The sequence below is a fragment of the Arthrobacter sp. Z5-13 genome, assembly GCF_056499105.1.
Window position 1 is genome coordinate 3,096,277 of record NZ_CP096460.1, and the last position, 22,931, is coordinate 3,119,207.

Consider the following 22,931-nt stretch of genomic DNA (forward strand, 5'->3'; position numbering starts at 1 on the left):
TGCTGGAACCTGCACAGCGCCTCCGGACCTTCCTGTCAGCGGACACCAACCGCCAGTCTGTCTTAGACGCCAGCGGCACCCACTCCGCTGAGGGCTGACTCGCCGTAGGAACGGTCCTCCGGGGGCAGCGCCACCTGGAGCTTGCGCACTTTGCCCCTCCCCACGATGTACCCCCGACCAGGAATGAAGTCGGTGCTGATCCGGCCCAATGGTGTGTTGAGCAGGCTGTCTCCTTCGATGTCTCCCGGATTGATGAGCAGGCCCCGCCGCCCGGACTTGAACGGCTGCGCCAGGGACCAGGCCGAGGACCAGGTTGAGGTCTCGGATTCACCCACCACCCACTGGTCCGCCTTGATGGATGCCGTCACCAGGCGCCCGATGCCGGATTCCGCCATGGTGTCCGTGAATTCAGTGAGGCCCTCGATAAAGATGGCAAGGCTCCCGGGGTTGCCGGTGGAGTACTCGATGAGATCGTCCAGGGCTTCCTGGACATCGTCCGCGCCAACGAGCGAGCGGTTCCAGAGCCGGAGGGAAGCGACTGCTGAGCGCCTGGATCCGATGTAGACGAGTTCCGTATTCGGATTGGAGCGGCGGAGGGCGTAGGCCATCGTTACAAGGGCCACCGTTCTGCCCGCACCAGGGGGACCCGCCAACAGCAGCGGCCCCTTTGCAACAATTTCGGCGGGCTGCAGTGTTTCGTCGTCCACGCCGATCACCGGCGTGTCCGGACGCCCTGACGGAAGGATGTCCAGGTCCACCTGATCCGGCAGCCGTTCGATCTGCGGCGCTTTCTGAACCCCTTGACGGAGCATCGCCTGCGCGAGCTTATGCACCTCCCTGGCCTGGAGGGCCAGGTTGGAGTTCCCGCCGAGCACGGCCAGCTGGACTTCGTTGTCGCCCAGGAGTCCACGCCCTGGCGGGGACGTTTTACTCAACACATCCTTCGCCACATCAACAGACATGTAGTCGTCCTCGGAGGACAGGCGCAGGACCAGTCGTCGTTGGATGGAGGCCAACAGCGATGGCGGTACCGCGTTGGGACGGTCCCCGGACACCACGAGGTGGATACCCAGGGGCCGGCCGTCAGTTGCGAGCTGCAGGAAGATGTCCCAGAGGGCGGACAGCCTGCTGAACTCATACGTCTCGCGGAAGGCGGACATACCGTCCACCAGCACGAAGATCCGCTTTTCATCAGGCCTGCCTGACAGTTTGCGGTACTCCACTATGGTGGATGCGCGGACTTCGGCGAAGCGCGCTGACCTGTCATCGGCGATATCGCGCAGCCAGCGCAGGAGCCGTCCTACCCGCTCCACGTCGTCGCCGCTGATGATTTCGCCAACGTGCGGGAGTTCATTGAGCATGTTCAGCCCCGAGGAACCGCAGTCGATGCCGTACACATGGACCGGCCCTCCGCGGGGGGTCACGGCCGCGGCGATGGCGATTCCCCTCAGGGCGGCAGACTTGCCGGACCCACCGGTACCATAGATGGCCATGTTGCCGTCCCGGTCAGGCTCATAGAAGACGGTTGGCTGGTTCTGGTGGGCGGGATCGTCAGCGACGCCCAGCAGGAGCCGCTCATCTGTCCGTGGATTGGGGAGCTTGGAAAAATCGTAGGTGGTTGCGAGCTCGTTCAACCAAGGCTTCCGGGGTGCTTCAATGGCCAGCACTTCAGCAGCCTTGATGATGTTCGCCGTCATTCGGGCAATATCATTGGGCCCGGCCGGCTCTTCCTTGACGGGGTTCTCCGGTGCAGGAGGCTCCCAGCTTGGTCCTGACCCGAAGGCCATTTCCACAATATCGATCTGGGGACGCTGGGGCTTTTCCGTGGTCCAGCCACCGGCGTAGCCGGTCTGGAAGCCCTGGATACGGCCCGGACCGGTCTTGGCAGCACCACGGCCGGGGATGGACGGGTCGAAGTAGGCGGCGGTAGGGACGCCAAGAATGTCTGTGGCGTCATCCTCGTCGGCCATGCGCAGGGCCACCCGGAGGTTGGTGTTGGCGCGGAGGCTTTCCTTGATGACGCCTGCGGGCCGCTGTGTGGCCAGGATCAGGTGCAGGCCCAGGGACCTGCCCCTTGCCGCAACATCCACTACCCCGTCCACGAATTCCGGAACCTCGGTTGCGAGGGCGGCGAACTCGTCCACGATGATGATGAGATACGGCGGTGCCTCGGGGTCAGCTTCCCGTTGCAGGCCCAGCAGGTCCTTGGCCTTCTTCCGGTTGAGCAGGTGTTCCCGGTAATGCAGCTCCGCCCGCAGGGACGTCAGCGCACGACGCACCAGGTGGGGTGACAGGTCCGTCACGAGCCCTACTGTGTGAGGCAGATGGAGGCAATCAGCGAACGCCGCACCGCCCTTGTAGTCGACAAACAGGAAACTGACGCGGTCGGGGCTGTAGGCAGCGGCCATGCCCATCACCCAGGACTGCAGGAATTCTGACTTTCCAGCGCCAGTGGTCCCGCCCACGAGAGCGTGCGGGCCCTCGTTTTTCAGATCCAGATACAGCGGCTCTATGCCCTTGGATCCGACCAGGGCGCGGAGGGTGCCGTTGTCCTTTCGGTTGGGGACGGCCGTGGCCCGGACGGAATTGTTTTCTTTCCACCTGTCCGCCACCGCCTGCGGGTTGTCCATGAAGTCCTTCCCGATGAGTGTCGCGTAGGACACTGCCCTGGGAAGGTCAGATTCGTCGTCCACCGGTTTCCCGACGTCGACGACGGGCGAGAGCATCCGTGCAAGCTGCTGGGCGAGCTCGGCGTCCAGGCTCTCGCAGCTGACAGGGTAGGTGTGGCGACCGATACGGACCTGGCCCGTGGTGGTTCCATGTTCGCCGTCGACCACCATAAAGTCGCGGCAGGCTGCCGGCAGGGACTGGACACTGGTGGCAACCCACATGACGTGCACCCCTGAATCGGGTCCCCGCTCCACCAACCGGGTAAGCCGTCCACGGTCCACCGGAGCGTCGTCCTCCACGATGACCAGGACCGAGGGCAACACCGGTCCGGGAATCTGCTCTTTGTCCGCCTCTACAGCCGGCCGTGCCTGCGGACCCTGGACCTTTGCCGCCGCCTCCCGCTGTTCGATCAGGTCTTCAAGACGGGCCAGGAGGGTGGAACCGCTCGCCGAGCCGGCCGCAAGATGGTCCCCGCTGAGGGGGCTATGCCCTGATCCGACGTGCGGGAGCCATTGCAGCCAGCCCCATCTGTCCTTGGATTGCGCCGAGGTGATGGCCGTGACCACCACCTCCGCGGGAGAATGCAAACCGACGGCCTGGAGGACTATTCCGCGCGCGACGTCGTCCACCAGACCGCGGGCCCCGGCCAGCCCGAACGAGCCGGCTGAACGGAGCTGGGACACCACAGGCACGCCTTCGATGATCTGGAACTGCTTGAGGCAGTCCTGGATCTCCTGCATGAACTCGGCCTCGGTGTCGTTGCTGTTCGGTTCCTCAAGGGGAACTCTCGACGGCACCGTCCCCAGCCCGAAGCGGATCCCGAGGAATCCCCCGTGCTCTGGCCGGTGGGTCCAGAGGAGCGGGCCGAGCTTGTAGATGGAGTCCACTGTGTCGCTGACCGAGGGCGCCTCCTGGAGGCGTACTGAACGCTCCACGTGCTGGAGTTCAGTGATGTCACGCCGGAACGCCGCCATCGATTCACGGAACTGCTTCAGTTGTTCCTTCCGCTCCCGCTTGCTGCGCATTCTTTGGTCCACATAGTGCCCAACGATGAACAGCGGCATCATGGCCATAAACATCGCGGACAAGGGGTTTCGGGTCACGGCAAAGAGAACGGCGCCCATCACCAGCGGGGCCAAGAGCATAATGAACGGGAAAGGGTGGTGATCCTGACGTTTCGGCCCGGCCGGCAGCATGCGCTTGGGAGTTTCGAAGCGCGGCACCACCCTGGGTGAACGGTTGAAATCGACGAGGGGCGACGTCGGTGCAGCCGCCTGGTTTCGTGACAGGGACACCACGGCCACCGTGGTATCTCCAAGCATCACGGTGTCTGAAGAATTCAAAGTGGCCCGGGTAACGGGCAAGCCATCCATGATGAGCCCGTTGGCGGAGTTAGTGTCCACGATCTCCACCGTCTCGCCCACCGTAATGCGGGCGTGGCGCTTCGACGTCATGGGGTCCGACAGCCGGATATCGACGTCCCGGCCCCGGCCAATGTAGCTGGTTCCGGTAGGCAGCGAAAATTCCTGCCCGACGTCGGGTCCTGTCAGGATCCGGAGTGTGGCCGCGGCGGGTCCCCGGTTGGCCCCGGGGACGGCGAACTGCTCGCTCACCTGCGTAAGCGAAACAACTGAACCCGGGCGGAGCCCTGACTCCAGAAGGTTGTCCGCCCTGTTGAGGACATTTCCCTTCATGCCCCCGGCCACAAAGGCTTCATCAATGGTGAGGGTGAGGTTTGGCGGCGCCGGCGTGCCGCGCCTTTCCGGATCCGCTGTCCAGAGTTCGACGGCGATGTCAGCCACCGTGGCCAGGCCGTCCACGGTAACGGCCAGATCCTTTGCTTCGGCCGGGTCGCGGCGCAGCGTCAGTCGGATTCTCACCCTTCTTCGACTCCCCTCATCTTTTCGATCAAATACAGGTCATCGACAGTGACTAAATGCGACGTCACGGCGTGTTCCACGAGACGGGCACGCCTGTTGGTAGCCAGCTTCCCGCCTCCTCCGCGCAGTCCGGCAACTCCGACCCGGTCCAGTTTGTCGCACACGTTATCCAGCTTCCGGTTGAATCTGGTCAGGGCCCAGCCAAGCTTTTTTGCTGCCGCGGCCGACGACGGAATGGCGCTGAAGCCTGTTCCTTCGCGGCGGAGCATCGGTTCTGCCAGGGCCACGATCAGCGCCTTTTGCGAGTCCGTGAAAACCACTGGCCCGATGGTGGTATCCCCTCCACTCTCGTCGTCGTGGATCTCTTGCCTGAAAGAAGGAGTCTTGAGGTGCACGGCAAACTCATAAGTGGTTGGGCCGGCAGTGAAGATCACGTTGGTGTGGCTGAATACAAGGGGTATCCGCGCCCCTGGCGAAAGCCAGGCCTGCATCCCACCCGAACCGTCCGCGATGGTAGCTGAGAGCATGCTGCCGACGTTGCTCAGCCACCAGATTCCGTCATAATGGGCGATCTGAAGGAATCTCCGGTGCAGGTAGGGGTTGTCGTCCACCTCAAGGTCACCCTCGCGGCCGATGCTGAAGACGTCCTCGTCGGAGGGCTCGTGCCACTCGCCGCAGAAATCTATTGCTAGATCCCCCATATTTCCGTGCCTCCTTGTAGGGCAATACCGGATTCATTCCGCAAATTACTTCGTGGCGCAGGTGTTAATGGCATTCGCGTGCGTCCAGTGACTTTCCCTCTGAAGTAGCGCCATCCATGCGAACAAGTAACACCGTCACGCAGGTGAATTCCCCGGCCGGGTTGGCAACAATTTCAACTTTTGGCTCAGTCGTTGACTCCATGGATCCTCCGTCAAGACTCCAGACGTAGAAATCGCCGGGCTTCGGCTGGGGATTAGTCCATGTGAAAATAACCTTGCCTGGTGGTCCATCGACTGCCTTCAAATCCGCAACGTCAGGAACAACGCCATCGTCCAAGGGGTCCACTGGTGGCTTACTGACTTGCTCAGTCTCGACCACGTGCGGTTCAGGCCTCGCCTGGGACAACGTTATTCCCAGAATGATCGCCACAACCAGGACTGTTCCGCCCGCGATGGCAAGCCAAAGATTCCGTTTTCCCCTGTCCTCCGGCTGGGCTTCCGGGACTTCCTCCCCCGCTGCCCGGGGCCGGTTGACGGTGGCGGCCAGGTCATCATCGCGAACGCTTTGGCCGTCCCTGTACTGTCCAGGGACTGCCTGTGGCCCCGGGCCATGGGGTCCGCGGGACGGAGCCACCCCCACAGGTCCACGCAACATGGTGGCCTGGACCGGATCGTCATAGTCACCAGTGTTTCCTGCTGCGGATCCCTGGCTGGCTGGCCCTTCGTACTGAGGACCTTGCGGTTTCGGTGCGAAAAGCTCGGGCCCTGGCACCTGCGGGGCGCGCACGGGCACCGAAGGAACAGGTGCTGCGGGAAGCTTAGGCGCTGGACTCTCCCCGGCGAGGGGACGCGTCCGTGCGGGGAATGTGGGAGCGCTGCCGGTCAGCTCCGGGTCGATCGAGGCGACGCTCCGGACCCGTGTTTCTTCGAAGCCGTCATCGGGGTGTCCATCGTACTGCTGGGGCTCCTCCAAAACCTCGAAGGGCGTCACCGACAGATTGAGTTCAGCCTGGATGCGCTGGAGTGCAAGCGCAAATGCGTGGGCCGACGAGTACCGGGAAACCGGGGACTTTGCCATCGCCGTCGACAACGCCAGTTCGAGGGACTGGGGCACGTCGGCCCGGGCCAGACGCGGAACCGGCATATTGGAGATACGGGAAATCAGCTCGCGCTGGGAATTGTCAGCACCTGGCATGACAAAGGGAGACCGTCCGGCCAGGAGAGTGTAGAGCGTGGCTCCGAGCGCCCAGACGTCCACCATAATGCCGTCCACCGGACCGTCCCGGAACTGCTCCGGTGGCGACCAGGGAATGGACATCCCTGCATCCTCATCGGTGTCGCTGCCCAGGGTCCCTGATATCCCGAAGTCGGTCAGTGCTGGCCTGTTGTAGTCAGTGACAAGGATGTTGGCGGGTTTGATATCCCTGTGCGCGATCCCGGCGCGGTGGGCGGTCTCGACGGCGGAGGCCACCTGAATGCCCACGGCAAGGACTTCGTCGACGCTGAACCGCTGGCGACGGTACCGGATATCCAGGCTCGGCCTGGAACAGTACTCCATGGCCAGGTAAGAATGCCCGTCGTCTGTCACTTCGGCTTCGAAAATGGTGACGATATAGGGGTGCGAGGACAGCTGAGCCATGAGGTTGGCCTCAGACTCGAACCGTCGTCGTGCCCCGTCAGTCTTTAGCCCGGACAGCAGAACTTTGACGGCTACCTTACGGCGCGGCCTGTCCTGTTCATAGAGGTACACATCCGAAAAACCGCCCGAACCCAGGAGGCTGACATAGGTAAACCCCGGTATGCGGGGTGGAGGGGCGGGGGGACGTTTGGAACTCAACGAATCTCCTCAAACCGTAAGGAAATGTCATCTCCGAGTTCGGCGATGTCACCATCCAGGAGAATGGCCATTTCACCTTGCGCAAGCCGCCGCGGAGATTGCCCCTCGCGGACCAGGACTGTGCCGTTCGTGGCTTTCAGATCGCACAGCATAACGTGCCAGCCTTCGAGCCTCACCTCCACGTGGGAACGTGAGATGTCTCCGCTCGGGCTGGCCACCTGGACGAGCTTGGGCATGACTCCGCCCTGAACCCGGGAAACGGAAGGCTGCCGGCCCACGATCATCGACTGGTCCAGATCTATCAGCTCACCCGTCGAGACCCGCATCCGGCCCAGCGCCGGCCGCGGGACCTGGACGGCATCATCGGGAAGAGGCTGATGGCAAGTGGAGCACTCGGAATGAGTAGGAGGATTTGCATGATTTTGTGGGCAAACCCGGGCAAGTACCTTGGGCCCCTGGGAGCCTGCACCATCCGCCTCTGCCCTGTCGGGCGCGGAAACCTGGCCGCCCTGGGCCAACCCTGCCAGATCGCTTTTCATGATGGTCTGGCCGTCATGGTCGCTGTCATCCAGCATAGGAATGATGGGCGCCCCCACGGGGAACGACTGCACGGAAGGAGGTGGCCCGACGGGAGCGGGGCTGGAAGAGCCGCTGCGCCACGGCACCGAATCGATCAAACCACCCTGCTGGAACGGGACTGACGGCTCTGCGGTCTGTGGGGCTGGCTCCTGAACAGGGGCCTGAAATGAGACGGCCAGGGGTTGGTCAGCTGCCTCCGGGGCCTCGGCAGCCGGTTCGTCGCTCTTCACCTCGGGCCCGGGGCTTGTCCCTTGGGCAGCCTCGTCACCATCGGGATCTAACCGAACAGCGGCATCTTCGATGTTCCGCATGACTGTTTTTTCCCAGAGATGATCGTAGCTGCCCGTCATTTCGACAGCCGCGACCTCTTCCGGCACATCCGGGGCTGAAGCGGAAACAGGTTCTTGAGCCGGTTCAACAAAGTCGGCGTCGTCGTCGTAGCCTTCGTCGTCGTGGATGCCCATCACGGTCTCCTGCGAATCGCCGTGATCGATCTCAAACTTGTCCGATGCTTCAGGCGAGGGCTCTTCAGGCGAGGGCTCTTCAGACGTGGCCCCTTCAGGCGTGGGGTCTTTGGGCGGGTCAGCGACCTCGGCAGCCGTCTCAGCAGTCTGCGGTTCTGGCACTGCCTGGACAACCGGCGGTAGCGCCACCTGCGGTGCCTGGCTCGGCGGTTCCGGCAGCTGGGGTGCCAGCGCCGGCAACTGCGGCACCATGTGTTCGGCTACCAAGCGTTCCGGCAACACTGCGGAGGGCACCCGTGCGAGCGGAATCTCTGATTCCGGGGTGCCGTCACTGTCCATCCGCAGGCCCTGCATCAGCACAACCCCGTCAGCCAGTGGCAGCTCGGCACCTCCGGCACTCCCTTCCGGGACGCTCAGCGAGTACCACAGTGGATCCGCCAGGTGACGCTCAGTCCACGTGGTCACATCACGTCCGTTAAGCTCGACCGGACCATCGGCCAACTGGGCTGTGAGCTCGATGTCGCCGCGGAGGAATACCCTCAGGGAATGCTTGAAGTCCACGATTCCGAACCATGGGATTTGAGCCAAAGATCCGCCGGAAGCGCTGGTGACAGCGTGGAGGACCTCATGCACTTGGGGGGCCGTTCCCAGCAAACCCCAGAGGGAATGGACCAGCGTCGGGTCGGACTCCGGACGCAGCAATACGGCAGTTCCGGACCGGACAATGCCGATCCAGCTCCCGGGGCTGTAGCTACTGGTGACCATGACCTTGTTCCCTGTCTTCCGGGCCGGTGGCTTGGCTGCCGTCCGTCTCTGGCGCCGGTACGACGCCAGCATCGTCCGCTCCGGAATCTACCCCGGAATCTGATGCCGGAATCGTGTCCTCGTCGCCGGGGGTTTCATCTTGCGGGTCATCAGTTACGGCGTCGATCTGTTCGCGCGGAAGCGTGTCTTCTTCCTCGGCCGCTACCACCGAGCGTGGTGCTGTGGTGACTGCGGCGGCGTCGTTCAGGACGTTTTTGGCATCAACCACGATGACAGTGACGTTGTCACGGCCGCCGCTGCGGAGCGCGGACTGAATCAGGGCATCAACAGCATCCTGCGGATGGCCGACAGTGCTGAGAATGCGGAAGATGTGCTCATCTGTGAGTTCGGCATTGAGCCCGTCAGAACAGATCAGGATGCGGTCTCCCTCTTCAACGGGAAGGAGCCAATAATCGGCCTCGGTCTCGTCTCCGGTGCCGAGAGCGCGCGTCACCACATGCCTCCGCGGATGGACGGTCGCCTGCTCAGACGTGATCTCACCGGCGTCAACCAGTTCCTGGACTTCAGAGTGGTCCACGGTGACCTGGGAAAACCCGCCTTGGCTCAGCCGGTACGTGCGGGAGTCACCAATGTTCATAACGAGCCAATATGGCAGCCCCATCTGCTCCACAATCACGGCACCCGTGAGCGTTGTGCCGGCCCTTGAGCCTGTGGCTTCCCGGATACGCTCATCTGCGGTCATCAGGTACTGCTGGACGACGGCGGCAGTCGCTGTTCGCTCGCCTGTAGCCAGTTGTGGCATGCCAGCCAGGACACGAACACAGATGCCGCTGGCAATCTCACCCGCCTCATGGCCGCCCATGCCATCCGCCACGGCAAACACCGGATCAGATGCAATGAAGGAATCCTCGTTGAGTTCCCGCCGCAGTCCACGGTCTGTCCCGTAGCCGCAGCTCAGCTGGAGTCCGTGTTCGGAATGCTGGGGAGATGTGCTCGAGTCCGGCTCGGAGTTCATGCCTGTCCTAGGTGAAAGGTGCGGTCACCGAAGTGGACGGTGGAACCTGGGCTGACGTATGCCGGCTGGCCTGCCTGCAACGGAGTGCGGATGCCGTCGGGGGTGGTGACAGCGCTGCCGTTGGTGGAATTCCGGTCAGTTACCCAGATCCCGTCACGGTCCGAAAGGAGATGAAGATGGGTTTTGGAAATGGAACGGCCGGGGTCCTGGATCGCCAGTATTTGCGCCACCTGCTCACCGGAGTGGGCCGCGGGATTCCTTCCGATCAGGACGGTGCGGTCGAGTTCGAAGTCGCGGCCGTCGTCGAGCCGGATACGAAGGACCGCCAACGGCGCGGGAGGCTGTGCGCCCCTCAGCTGCGTACGGTCGTGGTCGTCATCGGGGTGGCCGCCCCAGGAATAGGGCTGGGATACCGGTGCGGGAGCCTGTTCCTGGGTCCTTGGCGCGGCAGCAGCTGGCTGGTTCATCTGGACCGGTAGTTGAACCGGAGGCAGCTGGACGGGAGCCTGCAGGACGGGAGGTGGTGCCTGCCCCTGAAGCGGGGCCTGGCCCGGATGCTGGGCTTGACCCAGAGGCTGTGCTTGCCCGGCCGAAGGGGTGGGCCAAGGCTGGGGACTTGCGGGGGCCTGCCATTTGTTCGGATCCAGCGCGGCTCCGCCAGGGGTCGGAGCTCCAGAGTCCTGGCCGCCCTGCAAGTTCGGCTGTTGCGCGTTAATCACCTGCGGTGCCGCCGGGGCAGCGCCGGCAACGGGGGAAGGAACCTGTTGCACCGGCGGGAGATCCAGCGGCGCGAAGCTGTAGGGGCCCTGGATACCGCCCGTAGTAACGGGATTCCTGCCCGCCTTGATGTCGAACACAAACGTCTTCGCCGCAGCGTCGTGCCACCCCCGGAGATTGCCGTTCTTATCCCAGGAGTTGGAAAGAACCACGATGACAGCCCACGCACTTCCCAGGAGGAACAGCGGAGCAAGGATCCACAGAGCTATGTCGAAGGCTTTCAGGGCAACCAAAACAACTGCGGCAAGGATGGCAACAAAAATGCCTGCCCCCGTAATAATGCCGCGGAGAAAGACCGGGCCGCCTCCCGGCGCGTAGCCGTCCTTATCCGCGCTGCGAATCCCCATCAGCCGGTTTCCCAGCGTGTTTCCCGTACGGCCTTCGATTGCCATCACCACAAGGGCGTACAGGAGCGCCAGAGCCGAGCCAATTCCACCCCAGAGCACCACCGAGGACGTGTCATAGATGATGAAACCGCCGCTGAGCGTCCGCGTCACACCGGCGAAACCGATCGTGAAACTGATTGCCAGCACGGCAAAGGCCGGAAGCCAGTCAAGGACGGCGGCGCCAAGGCGTTTACCGGCAGCTGCGGGTACTACCTCAAGTCGTGCTGCCATTCCGGCTTCTCCCCCTCGTCCAAGGCCCCCATTTCCGTGGCCGGAGTTTTGCCCGGATTGAGCGGGCACTATCGGGATATTACCGGGAATCGAGGGCCGGTGCGCGGTCACGCTCTCCACCCGGGCCTGCTGCCCGTGATTCACGTTGCGGATACTCCTGGCAGCCCTGTTGTTCAATGGCGCGCCGCAAGCAGTGCAAAAGGTGGCTCCGGCGCGGATCAGCTGCCGGCAGCGCTGGCAGCGTTCTGCATCATGTGTCATTGCTCGTTGCGGTTCTTCCTGACAGTGGCATCGTCCTCGGGATTTGTGTGCCCCCGAAGTTCGCGGCGTCCCCGTGGCGCGTTCATGGATTGAGCGTCCCCGGAGTGCGGGTCCCTGGCCTGCGGGTCCGAGGGCTCAGAGGCGGCTGGAGCGGCCTCTGGGTTGCCCTTGGCTTCAGCCTTGCCTTCCGGCTGCCGCCCCGCTCCGAGGACCGGCCGAAGGCCGCGCAGCCTGAGTGACGTCCTGCCGTCGGCAAGGAGTGAGCGCGGCGAGAACCTGGCCTGCTGGCGGCGCCAGAAGCCCACCGCCCCCGTCATGTCCTTGAGTGATCCTTCCACGATGGTCCAGTATTCACGGACTTCCGCTTCGCTCGGTTGCCCCGCGCCGAAGATGCTGGCATCGGCCCGGTGTGCCAGCAGGGTGGTAGTCGACTGGGTTGCGGGGAAAGCCTCAGCCAGCACGACGGCGGATTCCCGCCGGGTGGCACGGTGGTCCACTCCTGCGCCCATGTCAGTTGCGAGGCTCAGGAGTTCGTTCCACCCGCCGCCGACGCGGCGGGCCGGATCCCCTTCTGTGAACCTGGCCTTACGGCGCCGGCCCTTCAGCAACGCAATCAGCAACAGCGGCAGGGCGAGAATGCCTATCGGTATCAGGGCCACGCCAATGGCGGCCAGGATGGGTCCCCAGAAGAGCCAGGGATTGTTCTTCTTCTGATCCGCGTCCAGTGCGTCCGGGGAGGAGTCCGGCGGCAGCTCAGCCGGCTCCTGTGGCGGGGGCGGCGGCTGCAGGACCTGGGGCTTGGGTTTGGACTTGCTCTCCGGATCCGGCGGGATGGGCACATTGTCCTTGGGCGGAGTCGGGTCGAAAGACACCCAGCCGACCCGGTCAAAAGCGACCTCCACCCAGGCGTGAACGTCCTTACCCGTGATGTTCACTTCCCCGGCCCCGTTTTCAGGGCTCTTGGGGTCGGGGTAGAACCCCATGACCACCCGGGAAGGGATGCCGAGATGCCTGAGCATGAGCGACATGGCAACTGCATACTGTTCGTCGTCGCCCAGCATCTGCTTGGCTGTCAGCAGGTTCCTGATCCGCGAAGACCCGTGTCCGGAGACACTGGGCAGCTGGCCCTCCGCGATGAGGCCGTTACTGAAGGCGCCCTTTTTCTGGAAATGCGCCTCGATCTGGCGGACCCGGTCCACGGCAGTCGGAGCGTCCGCAGAGAGGTCATTTGCCTGGGATCCGACGACGGGTGGAACTTCAACGGCATCCGGCATGCTGAATTTGGCAAAGTCATATTGAGTGAGCTGGCCGTGCTCCAGTTTGACGGGATCCGCTACCTGGATGCTGTACGAGTCTCCCTTGGACAGCCCCTTCGTGGTGACGGCGGTATCTGTGCCGGAGTTGAAGTACAGTCCTGCGGCGGCGCTGCTCGAAGCCTGCGAAAAGCTCAGGCCTGTTGTTTTGCGTCCGCCGGGGACGAAATAGCCCTGGTAGTCCTCCACCGTGATTTCCATGGTGTAGTCAACTGTGGGGACGATGCCGTCGGTATTGGCCAGCGTGTTGATCGATTTGGCATCACCCACCTTGCTGAAGTTCCCGGAGCTGTTGGGATCGATGTTGTAGTTGGTCCCGTTGAACGCATCGAGTGCGGCGAGGCGAACGCGCCCGTCCTTGGGCAGGCCCTTGACGACGAAGAGTTTGTCGTCCTTCTTGTCCTTCACGAAGGTCCGGAAGCTGGCCAGCGGGGTGATGTAGTCCTTCGGGTCGAAGGGCGGAACAATCGTGTTCCTGAGAACGCGGCGGTCATCGCTAGCGGTGACCAGGGGCGAGACAAGTGCCGTGATGCCGACACTGACCGCGATGACCGCGGCTGCTGTGGCCAGTCGCCGGGTTCGTGCCCTGCGGGCTGTCGAGGCATCGGTCTGCGGGCTGTTGACGGAGACCTTGCGGGTATCGCTGCGCCGCAGGGCGTCGCGCCGGAAGGTTGCCCAGGCTATGGCCACCACGGTCAGGGCAATCCCACGTTCCACTGTGAGGAAGGCCGCATTGGTGCTGAAGGCGATGCCGGTGACAAAGAGCACCAGAATCGGCAGCAAGGGCCAGTATGGCCCCCTCGAGCGCCAGGTCAGCAGGGCCGCTGCCAGGGCGGTGATGAAGGAACTGAGGAAGGGGACTATCAGCACGCCGGCGGCGGTGCCAACCGGCACACCTACCGTCAGCATGTCCTTCCACGAAAAGACCACACCCAGCAGCAGGGTCCGCGACGAATCCAGCGTGGGGATGAACCCGGCTATGGCGGCGTCCGGCACCGCAAGGGCAGTACCAAGGACCAAGTATGCGACCAACGAAATTGCCACCGTGATCAGCAGGCCAAGCCGAAGGTGGGCATTGATGGCTGCTATGCCCACGCCCAGGATGATGCCGCCAAATCCGGCAACAAGGTAGTAAGGGTCACCGCCGTAACTGAGGCTGAATCCGAGCACTCCCAGCCCCAGGAGGACGGTCAACGCTCCGACATCGAGGGCGAAATGCCACACCGGCCGTCCGTCCAGGAAAGGAGACGCTGGGGCTGTTGGTGCAGACTGGCGCCGGGGGCGGAGTCCGGTAGCGGAGCTCATGCTGCTGCCTTTCGGAGAACGATGGCCAGATCCGAAAGGTCTCCTAAGGTGAGAACCGTCAGGTCAGCAATGTTGGCCCGTGATGGCGCGGCGCCGGGCTGAAGGCGAACCGCCAGGCTGCGTACGCCTGCAGGCACGGATGCAGCGGCCGATCGCAGTTGGGCGGGCGTGACGTGGCTCCCTACGATGAAGAACACCACTGAAGCGTTGGGGACTTTATCGGCCAGCGTGCGGGCGAGATCCACGGCCGTTTTGCGCATCGGGGAGCCAATGATCCTGGTCATGTCATCGAGCATGTTCCGACCGGTCTCACAACGGAGCGGGCCCTTTTGGGTAAGCACATCAAGCTCACGCTGCTCCCTGATGGCTTGGCGTCCGATGGATGCAGCCGCAGAAATGGCCATCTCGAATTCATGCTCAGAGCCGTACTCGTCCGTGTTTATCGACAGAGAGATGGCCAGGTGCGCGCGGCGGGTCTCCTCGAACTGGCGGACCATCAGCTTGTTGGTCCGCGCCGTCGTCTTCCAGTGGATATGGCGCCTGTCATCTCCGGGCACATAGTCCCGCAAGGCGTGAAAGGAGACGTCAGCGCTTGACAGGTCAGTTGTGGGCATCCCTTCGAGGTCACGGATAAATCCGGCGGCCGATCCGGCCAGACCCACTGTCCTGGGGTGGACATAGAGGTCCTCAGGGTCAGTCCACAGAACCTGCCTCCGCAGCAAATGAAGGGGGTCGGCCCGGACAGACCGGACCGGGCCGACCACGATGACCGCGCGCCTCGCCGTAGGAATCGTGAAGAGATCCTCGTGAACCTGGGCGGGTTTCATCCGCGGCAGGTGAAAAATGGCGGTAGCTGCGCCCACCGGCAGTTCAAGGGCGGCCGGCAACAGTGGCCGTGCTGAGGTGTTGGATACAGCAATGCTTCCTACCGCATTGTCTCCAACCGCCACCCTGGTGCGGGTAAGGTCCAGGACCACTCCATAGGAAGACCTGCCAAGGACAAATCCCACCGCGATGACGAACAGCACAAAGGCAGCTATGGCCGCTGCCTTGGCCTCTTGCCAGCCAAAGGACTGACCCACCACCCACAGCAGGATGGACCCAGCCAGAATGGACCAGCCCAGAACGCTGACGATGGAGAGGACAGGCCAGACGAAGCGCAGCCACTGCGCCCGGACTACGCGCCAGGCCGGCTCCACTGCGAGTTGGGCGGTGCTGACGGCCTCCGTCCACACTGCTGAGGGACGGAGGACCTTGCCTCTGTCCTTGGTCGGGAGCAACTGACGTGTTGGCCGGAACTGGCGGAGGCGTTCAGCAAGCCGGTTCAACGGAGTGCTGGGGGACATATTGAGGCCTTTGATCGCGTGCTTACTAAGCGTTAATGGGATGGTTTTTGCTAGACACTGGCGCGCTGTTGAGGTGCTGCCACGTCAGCAAGCACCCGCGCCAGAATTGCCTCGGGGGTGGCTCCGGAGAATTCGGCCTCAGGGTCCATCACAAAACGGTGGGTCCACACGACGGCCGCCAGGTCTTTGATGTCGTCGGGAAGAACGAAGTTCCGGCCCTGGCTCGCTGCCCAGACCTTGGCGGCACGAACCATCGCCAAGGCACCACGGACAGAGACGCCCAGGCGTGTCTCAGGAGCGTTACGGGTCTCTTCACACAACCGGGAGATGTATTCCAGCACGGCAGTGTCAACGTGTGTGGTGGCCGCCAGGTCTGCCATGTCGGCGATTGCCTGCGTGGTGATCACCGGGGAAATGTCCTTGGAACGGTCCTTCAGGTTGGTGCCCCCGAGGATCTGGACCGTTGACGCATGGTCCGGGTAGCCGATGGAGGTCTTCATAAGGAACCGGTCCAGCTGCGCCTCTGGCAGGCGATAGGTTCCTGCCTGTTCGATGGGGTTCTGGGTTGCCATCACCATGAAAGGACGTCCAGCCTCATACGTGACACCATCCACCGTCACCCGGGACTCTTCCATAACTTCCAGGAGCGCGGACTGGGTCTTGGGTGAGGCGCGGTTGATTTCGTCTGCGAGGACGATGTTGTTGAAGATCGGCCCCTTGTGGAACTCAAATTTCTGGGTCTTCTGGTCGTAGATGGTTACGCCGGTAACATCCGAGGGCAGGAGGTCCGGGGTGAACTGGATGCGGTTGTTTGAACCCTGGACCGTAGCCGCCAAGGCCCGGGCCAGCGATGTCTTACCGGTACCCGGGGCGTCCTCGAACAGCACATGGCCTTCCGCAAGCATTGCCGTGAAGGTCAGGCGGATGACGTGGGCTTTGCCCAGGACGGCATGGCCGACGTTTGCAACGAGCTTCTCGAATGTCCCTGCAAACCAGGCGGCCTGCTCAGTTGTCATGGTCATGTGTAATTCCTTTTCCTTGCATTGAGGTCATGCGTTGTGGTGGTGCATTTGCGTAGTGGCAGTTGCTGGCTTGCCAATGATTCAGGGGACCCGGAAGAAGGGCGTCAGCAGCCGCCGGGCTTTGGACCCCTGAGATCGACCGTTGTCGACTTCACGTACCAGCCGCTTTTCGCTGACTCAGTGAGCCTGTACCAATCAGTACCGTTGGCGTAGATCTCTTTGGTGCAGTCAATCTTCAGCCAGCCCCAAGAGTTTTCCACCCAACCTACGCCACACGACGGGCCGCTTGGATTGTAGGTGTCGGTTTGTCCCGGTTTGCCTGGGCAGGTGCTGTTGTGAGCCCTGATCTCAGATGCTGGCGGTGGTGGAGTGGGATCCGCGCCGGAGGTTGACTGAGCGGAGTCGGCCCCACTGCAGTCTTTGATTCCGTCTGTTCCGTTGCAAGCACGCACAGCCAGCATGTGGGCCTGACTCCATCCTCCGCCGGGACGCGAAACTTGTTGGTCCAGGCCTACCGACTGCCATGCCCCGCCATCGAATTTGACTTCGTATCGGTTGATCGGCCGCCCGTTGTCGGCCGGCTTGGTCCACGTCCAGTGGACCTGGCTGTCTCCCTTGGGCGAGGTCTGGCCGCTGACGCGTGGTTCTGATGGCGGTCCATAGGGAATTGCAGAACCGATTGCCTTAGCGTCACCGGAGACATTGTTCTTGGACGAGGTGGCCATGATGTTGACGGTGACGTTTTCGCCGTTTGGCTGGTTACTGATGGTACCTCCGCCTGGCGGGATCGGACCCGAGCCGTAGGCAGTGGACCATCTGTAGCTGATCTCGTCGGCTTGGGAACCGTTGCGCTGGCCCTCTGTCAGCACGGTGAACGTCACCTGAAGCTGGCCCGAACTCCCTGGGGCGTGCACGGTTCCGCTGTTCACGGTGCCGGGTTTGCCGGCGGCCCTGATGGGCGCGGAACGGGCGCTGTCGCCGCTGGTTCCTGCCTTGTTGGTGGCCGAGACACTGAACGTGTAGTCGGCTTCGGAGTTGACTACTGTCACGTTCTGGGAAGTTCCCGAAGTTACAGGCTGGCTGGCCACGGCAGCTCCCCCGTGCCACGTGGTGAGGGTGTAGGAGGACACTGCGTCGCCATTGTTGGCCGGGGCTGTCCAGGTGACCTGCAGTTGACTCTCAGCCCCTAAGGAACCTGCCTGCGAGGCTGCAGGGGCCGCAGGGGTTGCAGGGACGCCGGCAGGTACTTCTGCGGCCGAATATGCGCTCCATTCTGATGGCTCCTTGGCGTCGTTGCGCGCCAGGACACGCAGCTTGTAGGCCACGCCGTTCTGGAGCCCCTTCCACACATAGGTGGCTGCCGTGAGGTTCTGGATTTGGGCGTTTTGCCCTGCAGGTGCCGGGGAAATTTCCAGGTCGTAGGACTTCACAGGTGAACCCTTGCTCGCCGGGGGCACCCATGTCACCGTCAATTCCTTATCTCCGAACTTCAGGGTCGGCGAAAGCGGTGTGTCTGGTTTGACGTCCGGACGGACTTCAGCCGAAGCCGGGGACTCCTCAGACTCACCGAACTCGTTGGTGGCCGTGACCCGGAAATGGTACTTGGTGTTGTTGGTCAGGTTGTTCAACGTGCAAGTGTTCGCGGGGCACTGTTGCTTGAACCCGCCCTCTCCATACACCGTGTACGTGGTGATAGGTGAGCCGCGGTCAGGTGGGGCCTGCCAGGTCAGCAGTGCGGTTTCGTCTCCGACGCTCTGGGCCTGTGGTGTGGTGGGCGCGAGCGGCTTGTCCTTGACAGTCAGCCGGATCCGGCCTGTCGCATTCCGGGAGGCTTCCTCCGTCTTGTCCGCCACGGTGTAGGACACCACCATCGTTCCCGTGAATCCGCTGTCAGGCGTCACCGTCACCGAATCGCCGTTGGCCACAGCCGTTCCTTGGCCTGTTTCGGTGACTGCTGCGATGATCTTCAATGCAGTTTCCGGGAACGGATTGGAATCGTTGCTGAGGACGTTAATGGTTACCGGTTTACCGGCGGCCGCGTTCTGTTCAAGATCATCGTTGGCCACGGGCTTGGGCCGGTTCGAGGCCGTGATAGAGAGTTGGAACGTAGCTGTCGCCTCCAGCCCACGTGAATCCGTTGCTTTCACCTGGACCGCTCCGGCAGCGCCGGTGGCTGCGCGGTCGTCTCCCGACACCTTCAGGGACTTGCCGTCGATGCTGGTGTTGAAGCCGGAAGGGTTTCCACCCACGATCTCGTACTTCATGTTGTCAACATCGTTACTATCCGGGTCGGCGGTCAGCTTTCCCAAATCAGTGGTGGTTGTGTCTCCCTTCGGCACATCGACTGAACCGCCAAGAAGAGTCGGCGGGTTGTTCCGGTTGGGGTCAGGCAGCACCTTGGTCCGAATGCTGAGGGTTGACTTCAGGCCGGCGGGGTCGTCCGGACCGGTACCGTCAGTCACTTCGAAGCTGATGGAACCGGGTCCCACATAGTCTGCACCCGCCGTGTACTTCAGCTCGGTGCTGTTGCCCCCTACCGGGTTGCTTCCGTCCGATCCAATGAGCTTGACCCGATCCGCCTGGGTCAGGCGCGGCGAGTGGCCCTCACGGACTTTCACCCACTCATTCAGGCTGACCGTGACCGACTGCCCTGCGACCACTTCGAGGACTTCATCCTTGGCCAGCGTGGGAACCTGCTGACCGATTCCTGGCACCCAGATGATGGCCGTGGACTTTTGCCCGTCGACGTCCTCCACCTCGTAGGGAATGAGTTGTGGCTGCTCGGTAAGCTCCACAACCATATTGCCTTCGGTCCCGGGAGTAGCCGTGGTGGCCTGGGTGCTGATCTTGAGGTTTTCCCCGACGCCGTCCGGATCTTCGTCGTTTTTCAGGACAGGAACGTCGACGGCGGTCTTCCCGAGTGTCTGGGCCGAAGTGACTCGGTCGTCCCTGGCGATCGGCGCCTGGAGGGGCACGTTGGGATCCACCAAAACGCTGATGGAGGCCTGGGCAGTTGCGTCACGGTCATCGGCAATGGTGTAGCCGACGTTGACTGTACCCTCGGCGGCCGGCGCCAGCAGGATGATCCGGCCGCTCTGCTTGCTGACTGTGGCCTGTAATGCGGCATCGGCCTGGATACCGTCAGTGAGGATGCGGATGAGGTCGCCGTCGGGATCACTGTCATTTCCGGTGGCGTCAACTGCTATCTGGCGTCCCGGGCGGACCTTCACCTCATCATCCACGGGCGTGGGTTTCTGGTTGGTGTCCCCTCGCGGGGCAATGCCGACCGTTACGGTGCCTGTGTTCACGGCGCCTTGGCGGTCAACCACCCTGTAGCGGAAGGTGTCAGTCCCGGCACCGTCTGCCGCGGCCGTGAAGTCGATGAAGTTGCTGCCAACTGTGGCGGTGCCCATGTTGGGCGAACTGTCGATTCCGGTGAGTTGGACTGAATCGCCGTCGGGGTCTATGCCGTCCAAGGGAACAGGTATCCGGACGGAACCGGCCGCAACCACCCTGGCTATCAGGTTCCGTGGCTGTGGCCGGGAGTTCTCCGCACCTTCAAGGGGAAGGATGTGGATGGTGACAGCCGCTGCGCTCTTTTGGCCCTGCGGGTCCACGGCGTTGTAGATGGCGCGGACGGTCTTTGGCTGGCTCCCGGCAATGAACCGAAGGGAATTCTCCGAAACGAAGCTCTTTCCGTCTTCCACGGGAACCTCTTGCGGCAACACCGGGTCAACTGTGAGCTTTTCGCCCTGGGGGTGGGTGTCGTTGTCCAGGACAGGGATGGTCACGACGTCGTTGACGCGTACGTTCACCTCGTCCGGCTTGGGCTGGGGCGCTTCGACGACGGCGGGAGCCGGCACCGGGACAACCGAGATGCTTCCAGTGGCGGACTTCGTGCCGTTGGACATGGTGTATTTGAACAGGAAGGGATCCTTGGTGCCGAGCACGTCGGTGATGCGGATGACGCTGTGGTCAATAATGCTGACGGAGGCTGTCGCATTTTCAGGCAGTGAGACTGACTGGAGGACCAGCACTCCCCCTGAAGGATCAGAGTCGTTGGCCAGCGGGTCAAGCAACACGCTGCCGCCTACCGGCATGAGGGCAACGTCGTGGACAGCCACGGGGTTACCGGCGTCCTTCCCTGATTCCACGTCTACGCGGATCAGTCCTTGGCTGCTTTGTGGACCGTTGCTGGCGATATACGTCAGGTAGACCGGGCCAGGGGTCCCGCTCCGGAAAGTGAATGTGCCGCCGTCGGTGACGGGTCCAAGCTCGGCAGGACCGGAAGCCTCCACCTGGGCGAGCCTCAGGGCGCCGCCGTTGGGGTCGACGTCGTTCTTCAGCGGCGCGATCACCAGGTCCTGGCCGACGACGGCGGTGACGTGGTCAGCGTTCACCACCGGGGCCAGGGCGCCAGGGGGCTGAACGTTGATCACAACCTTGCCGGTAACTGTGGCACGGCCGTCCCAGATGGTCACCGTAACGTTTTTCTTGCCTGCGGCAGCCCCTGAGTCCTGGTAGGTCAGGAGTCCGTCCCGCCGCACCTTGACCTGGTCCTGGTCGTTGTCCGCCTTCGCATCCATGAGTACGAGATCGTCACCGTCCGGATCCATCCAGTCCGTCAGGATGTTCTGGCTGACCGTTTTGCCCTGTTCCACCAGCATGGTGGTAGGTTCCCCTCGCTTGAAGACCGGGGGACGGTTCTCCTCCGGACCCACAACGTTGAGTGTGATGCTGCCACCCGCGGAGAGTCCCCGCCCGTCGGAAGCGTTGTAGTCAAAGGTTTCCACGCCCGGTTTGGCATCGGCCGGAACACTGACCTGGAATGCTGTTCCACCGTAAATATTCTCCAGGTTCCCTGCCTTGGGGCCGGACGTTCCAACAGCCGCGGTGAGGACGTCGCCGTCCGGGTCTGAGTCATTGTCCAGCACTGGCAGGATGGTGGTCCGTCCGGGCCTGACGCCGAACGCGTCCGGTTTGGTTTCCGGCGGGCGGTTCGGTTTGGTGCGGTCCGGCAGGATGTTGATGGTGTTATTGTCGGCCGAATCCTTGTCCTGCTCATCGGATTCATTCTTTGGCGGGACGACGTCGTCCCAGTTGTTCACCAGCTGCATGTTCTGGTTCACCAGCCACACATTGCCCGAATTCACATCATTAAGAACCACCAGATCCCGGTTCACCCGGAACACATACTCCGGCGCCGCACTGGCCTTGGGAACATCAACACTGCGGTCATCAGCATCATTGGCACACTCACGCACATACTTGTTCGCCCCCGACCACGCAGCATGCACACAACCACCCAACTGCACCGGCGCAGCCGGCACACCCTCACCATTGAAGGTCACCGTCTTCGCCGTCGACCCACCCAACGGCTGCAACAACAACGCCTTCGGAGTCGCCACCGCCACAACATCAGCAGCAGGACCACTCTGCTGCAACTTCGCGTCCTTCGCATCCGCCAACGCCAACTCACGCCCACCCGGCAAAAACAGCTTCCCCCGCGCAGCATCCAACACCACCGGCTGATCCCCCACCACAGCCAACTGCAAATCCCCAGACCCCTTCAGGGCCTCCCACGTACTCTCCTGAACCCCCGTGGACACACCCTCCGCATCCACAGACGTCACAGAAACCCGGCCAGTCTTCGGATCAGCACTATAAATCCGGTCATCAGCCCCCACCGCCGACACCAAACCCTGCGAACCCACCACCACCGGCTCGCTGGACTCCTCATCAAAACCATTAACAGTCGACGGCGACAACGCCCACACCGTCCCCTTACCAGGATCAGTCACCGACAAAACAGCCCGGCCAAAACTCACATCCGCGGACCCCGGCAACTGCTTATCCCCACCCAGACGCATATTCGCCGCCGACACCTGATTCAACGTCGAACCAGTCGGATCATCAACAAAAACATCCCCGGCACTCTGCAACACATCAAAAGAAGTACTCGCCGGCGTCACCGCCCCATCCAAAACCCGCGACGGATAATTCAACCGCCCAACAGCATTCCGGGACTTACTCACAACCCACACGCCGCCGTCGTTCAACTCCACCTCAGTGGTCTTAAACCCCGGATACACAACAGCACCCACCACCAACGCCACACCAAGCACAGCAAAAACCACGCCACTAAAAAACCCACTGCGGCGCCGACGAGACCCAGACCTGCCAAACAGATGTGTCACAGCTCTACAATTCCCCCGCAATAAAAGCCACCCAAAAGCAGCACAAGACCAACCAAAAGACCACAAAAGAGAAGATGGACCCGATACAGGGCTCTCCGTTACCCGCCATAGCCTACCCAAGCATTCCAAAGCCTGCGATGGGGAGTACTTCCCGCGGCAAAGCTGACCTGCGGTCCGGCCGC

10 protein-coding genes are annotated in these 22,931 nt (G+C 62.6%); all 10 read right to left on the reverse strand.

Annotation, left to right across the window (positions count from 1 at the left end):
* Positions 1-62 precede the first annotated feature (62 nt).
* A complete protein-coding gene (locus M1E02_RS14595; protein ID WP_479374950.1) occupies positions 63-4,550 on the reverse strand; it encodes an FtsK/SpoIIIE domain-containing protein in 4,488 nt (1,495 codons plus the stop codon).
* Positions 4,547-5,251: an FHA domain-containing protein gene (locus M1E02_RS14600; protein WP_479374951.1), complete on the reverse strand. Its 705-nt coding sequence runs from the start codon at positions 5,249-5,251 to the stop codon at positions 4,547-4,549. The genes M1E02_RS14595 and M1E02_RS14600 overlap by 4 nt, the downstream gene beginning before the upstream one ends.
* A 64-nt stretch (positions 5,252-5,315) precedes the next feature.
* Positions 5,316-7,088 carry a serine/threonine-protein kinase gene (locus M1E02_RS14605; protein WP_479374952.1) on the reverse strand — a complete coding sequence of 591 codons (1,773 nt, stop codon included), beginning with the start codon at positions 7,086-7,088 and terminating at the stop codon, positions 5,316-5,318.
* Complete coding sequence (locus M1E02_RS14610) at positions 7,085-8,896, reverse strand: FHA domain-containing protein (RefSeq protein WP_479374953.1); 1,812 nt, start codon at positions 8,894-8,896, stop codon at positions 7,085-7,087. Before M1E02_RS14610 ends, M1E02_RS14605 begins: the two co-directional genes overlap by 4 nt.
* Positions 8,883-9,911: a PP2C family protein-serine/threonine phosphatase gene (locus M1E02_RS14615; protein ID WP_479374954.1), complete on the reverse strand. Its 1,029-nt coding sequence runs from the start codon at positions 9,909-9,911 to the stop codon at positions 8,883-8,885. The genes M1E02_RS14610 and M1E02_RS14615 overlap by 14 nt, the downstream gene beginning before the upstream one ends.
* Positions 9,908-11,305: an RDD family protein gene (locus M1E02_RS14620; protein ID WP_479374955.1), complete on the reverse strand. Its 1,398-nt coding sequence runs from the start codon at positions 11,303-11,305 to the stop codon at positions 9,908-9,910. Before M1E02_RS14620 ends, M1E02_RS14615 begins: the two co-directional genes overlap by 4 nt.
* Before the next feature lie 257 nt (positions 11,306-11,562).
* Entirely contained in the window at positions 11,563-14,184 is a 2,622-nt protein-coding gene (locus M1E02_RS14625) for a transglutaminase TgpA family protein (protein ID WP_479374956.1), read from the reverse strand.
* On the reverse strand, positions 14,181-15,530 hold the full coding sequence (locus M1E02_RS14630) for a DUF58 domain-containing protein (RefSeq protein WP_479374957.1): 1,350 nt from the start codon (positions 15,528-15,530) through the stop codon (positions 14,181-14,183). The genes M1E02_RS14625 and M1E02_RS14630 overlap by 4 nt, the downstream gene beginning before the upstream one ends.
* Positions 15,531-15,580: 50 nt before the next feature.
* Positions 15,581-16,552, reverse strand: a complete 972-nt coding sequence (locus M1E02_RS14635) for an AAA family ATPase (RefSeq protein ID WP_479374958.1) — start codon at positions 16,550-16,552, stop codon at positions 15,581-15,583.
* A gap of 104 nt (positions 16,553-16,656) precedes the next feature.
* Positions 16,657-22,689, reverse strand: coding sequence for an Ig-like domain-containing protein (locus tag M1E02_RS14640; RefSeq protein WP_479374959.1), 6,033 nt, complete (start codon positions 22,687-22,689; stop codon positions 16,657-16,659).
* Between the last annotated feature and the right edge of the window lie 242 nt (positions 22,690-22,931).

Coding starts and splice junctions, on each gene's coding strand:
- M1E02_RS14630 (WP_479374957.1), bottom strand. CDS start 15,530: ATGTCCCCCAGCACTCCGTTGAACCGGCTTGCTGAACGCCTCCGCCAG.
- M1E02_RS14610 (WP_479374953.1), bottom strand. CDS start 8,896: ATGGTCACCAGTAGCTACAGCCCCGGGAGCTGGATCGGCATTGTCCGG.
- M1E02_RS14625 (WP_479374956.1), bottom strand. CDS start 14,184: ATGAGCTCCGCTACCGGACTCCGCCCCCGGCGCCAGTCTGCACCAACA.
- M1E02_RS14635 (WP_479374958.1), bottom strand. CDS start 16,552: ATGACCATGACAACTGAGCAGGCCGCCTGGTTTGCAGGGACATTCGAG.
- M1E02_RS14600 (WP_479374951.1), bottom strand. CDS start 5,251: ATGGGGGATCTAGCAATAGATTTCTGCGGCGAGTGGCACGAGCCCTCC.
- M1E02_RS14620 (WP_479374955.1), bottom strand. CDS start 11,305: ATGGCAGCACGACTTGAGGTAGTACCCGCAGCTGCCGGTAAACGCCTT.
- M1E02_RS14615 (WP_479374954.1), bottom strand. CDS start 9,911: ATGAACTCCGAGCCGGACTCGAGCACATCTCCCCAGCATTCCGAACAC.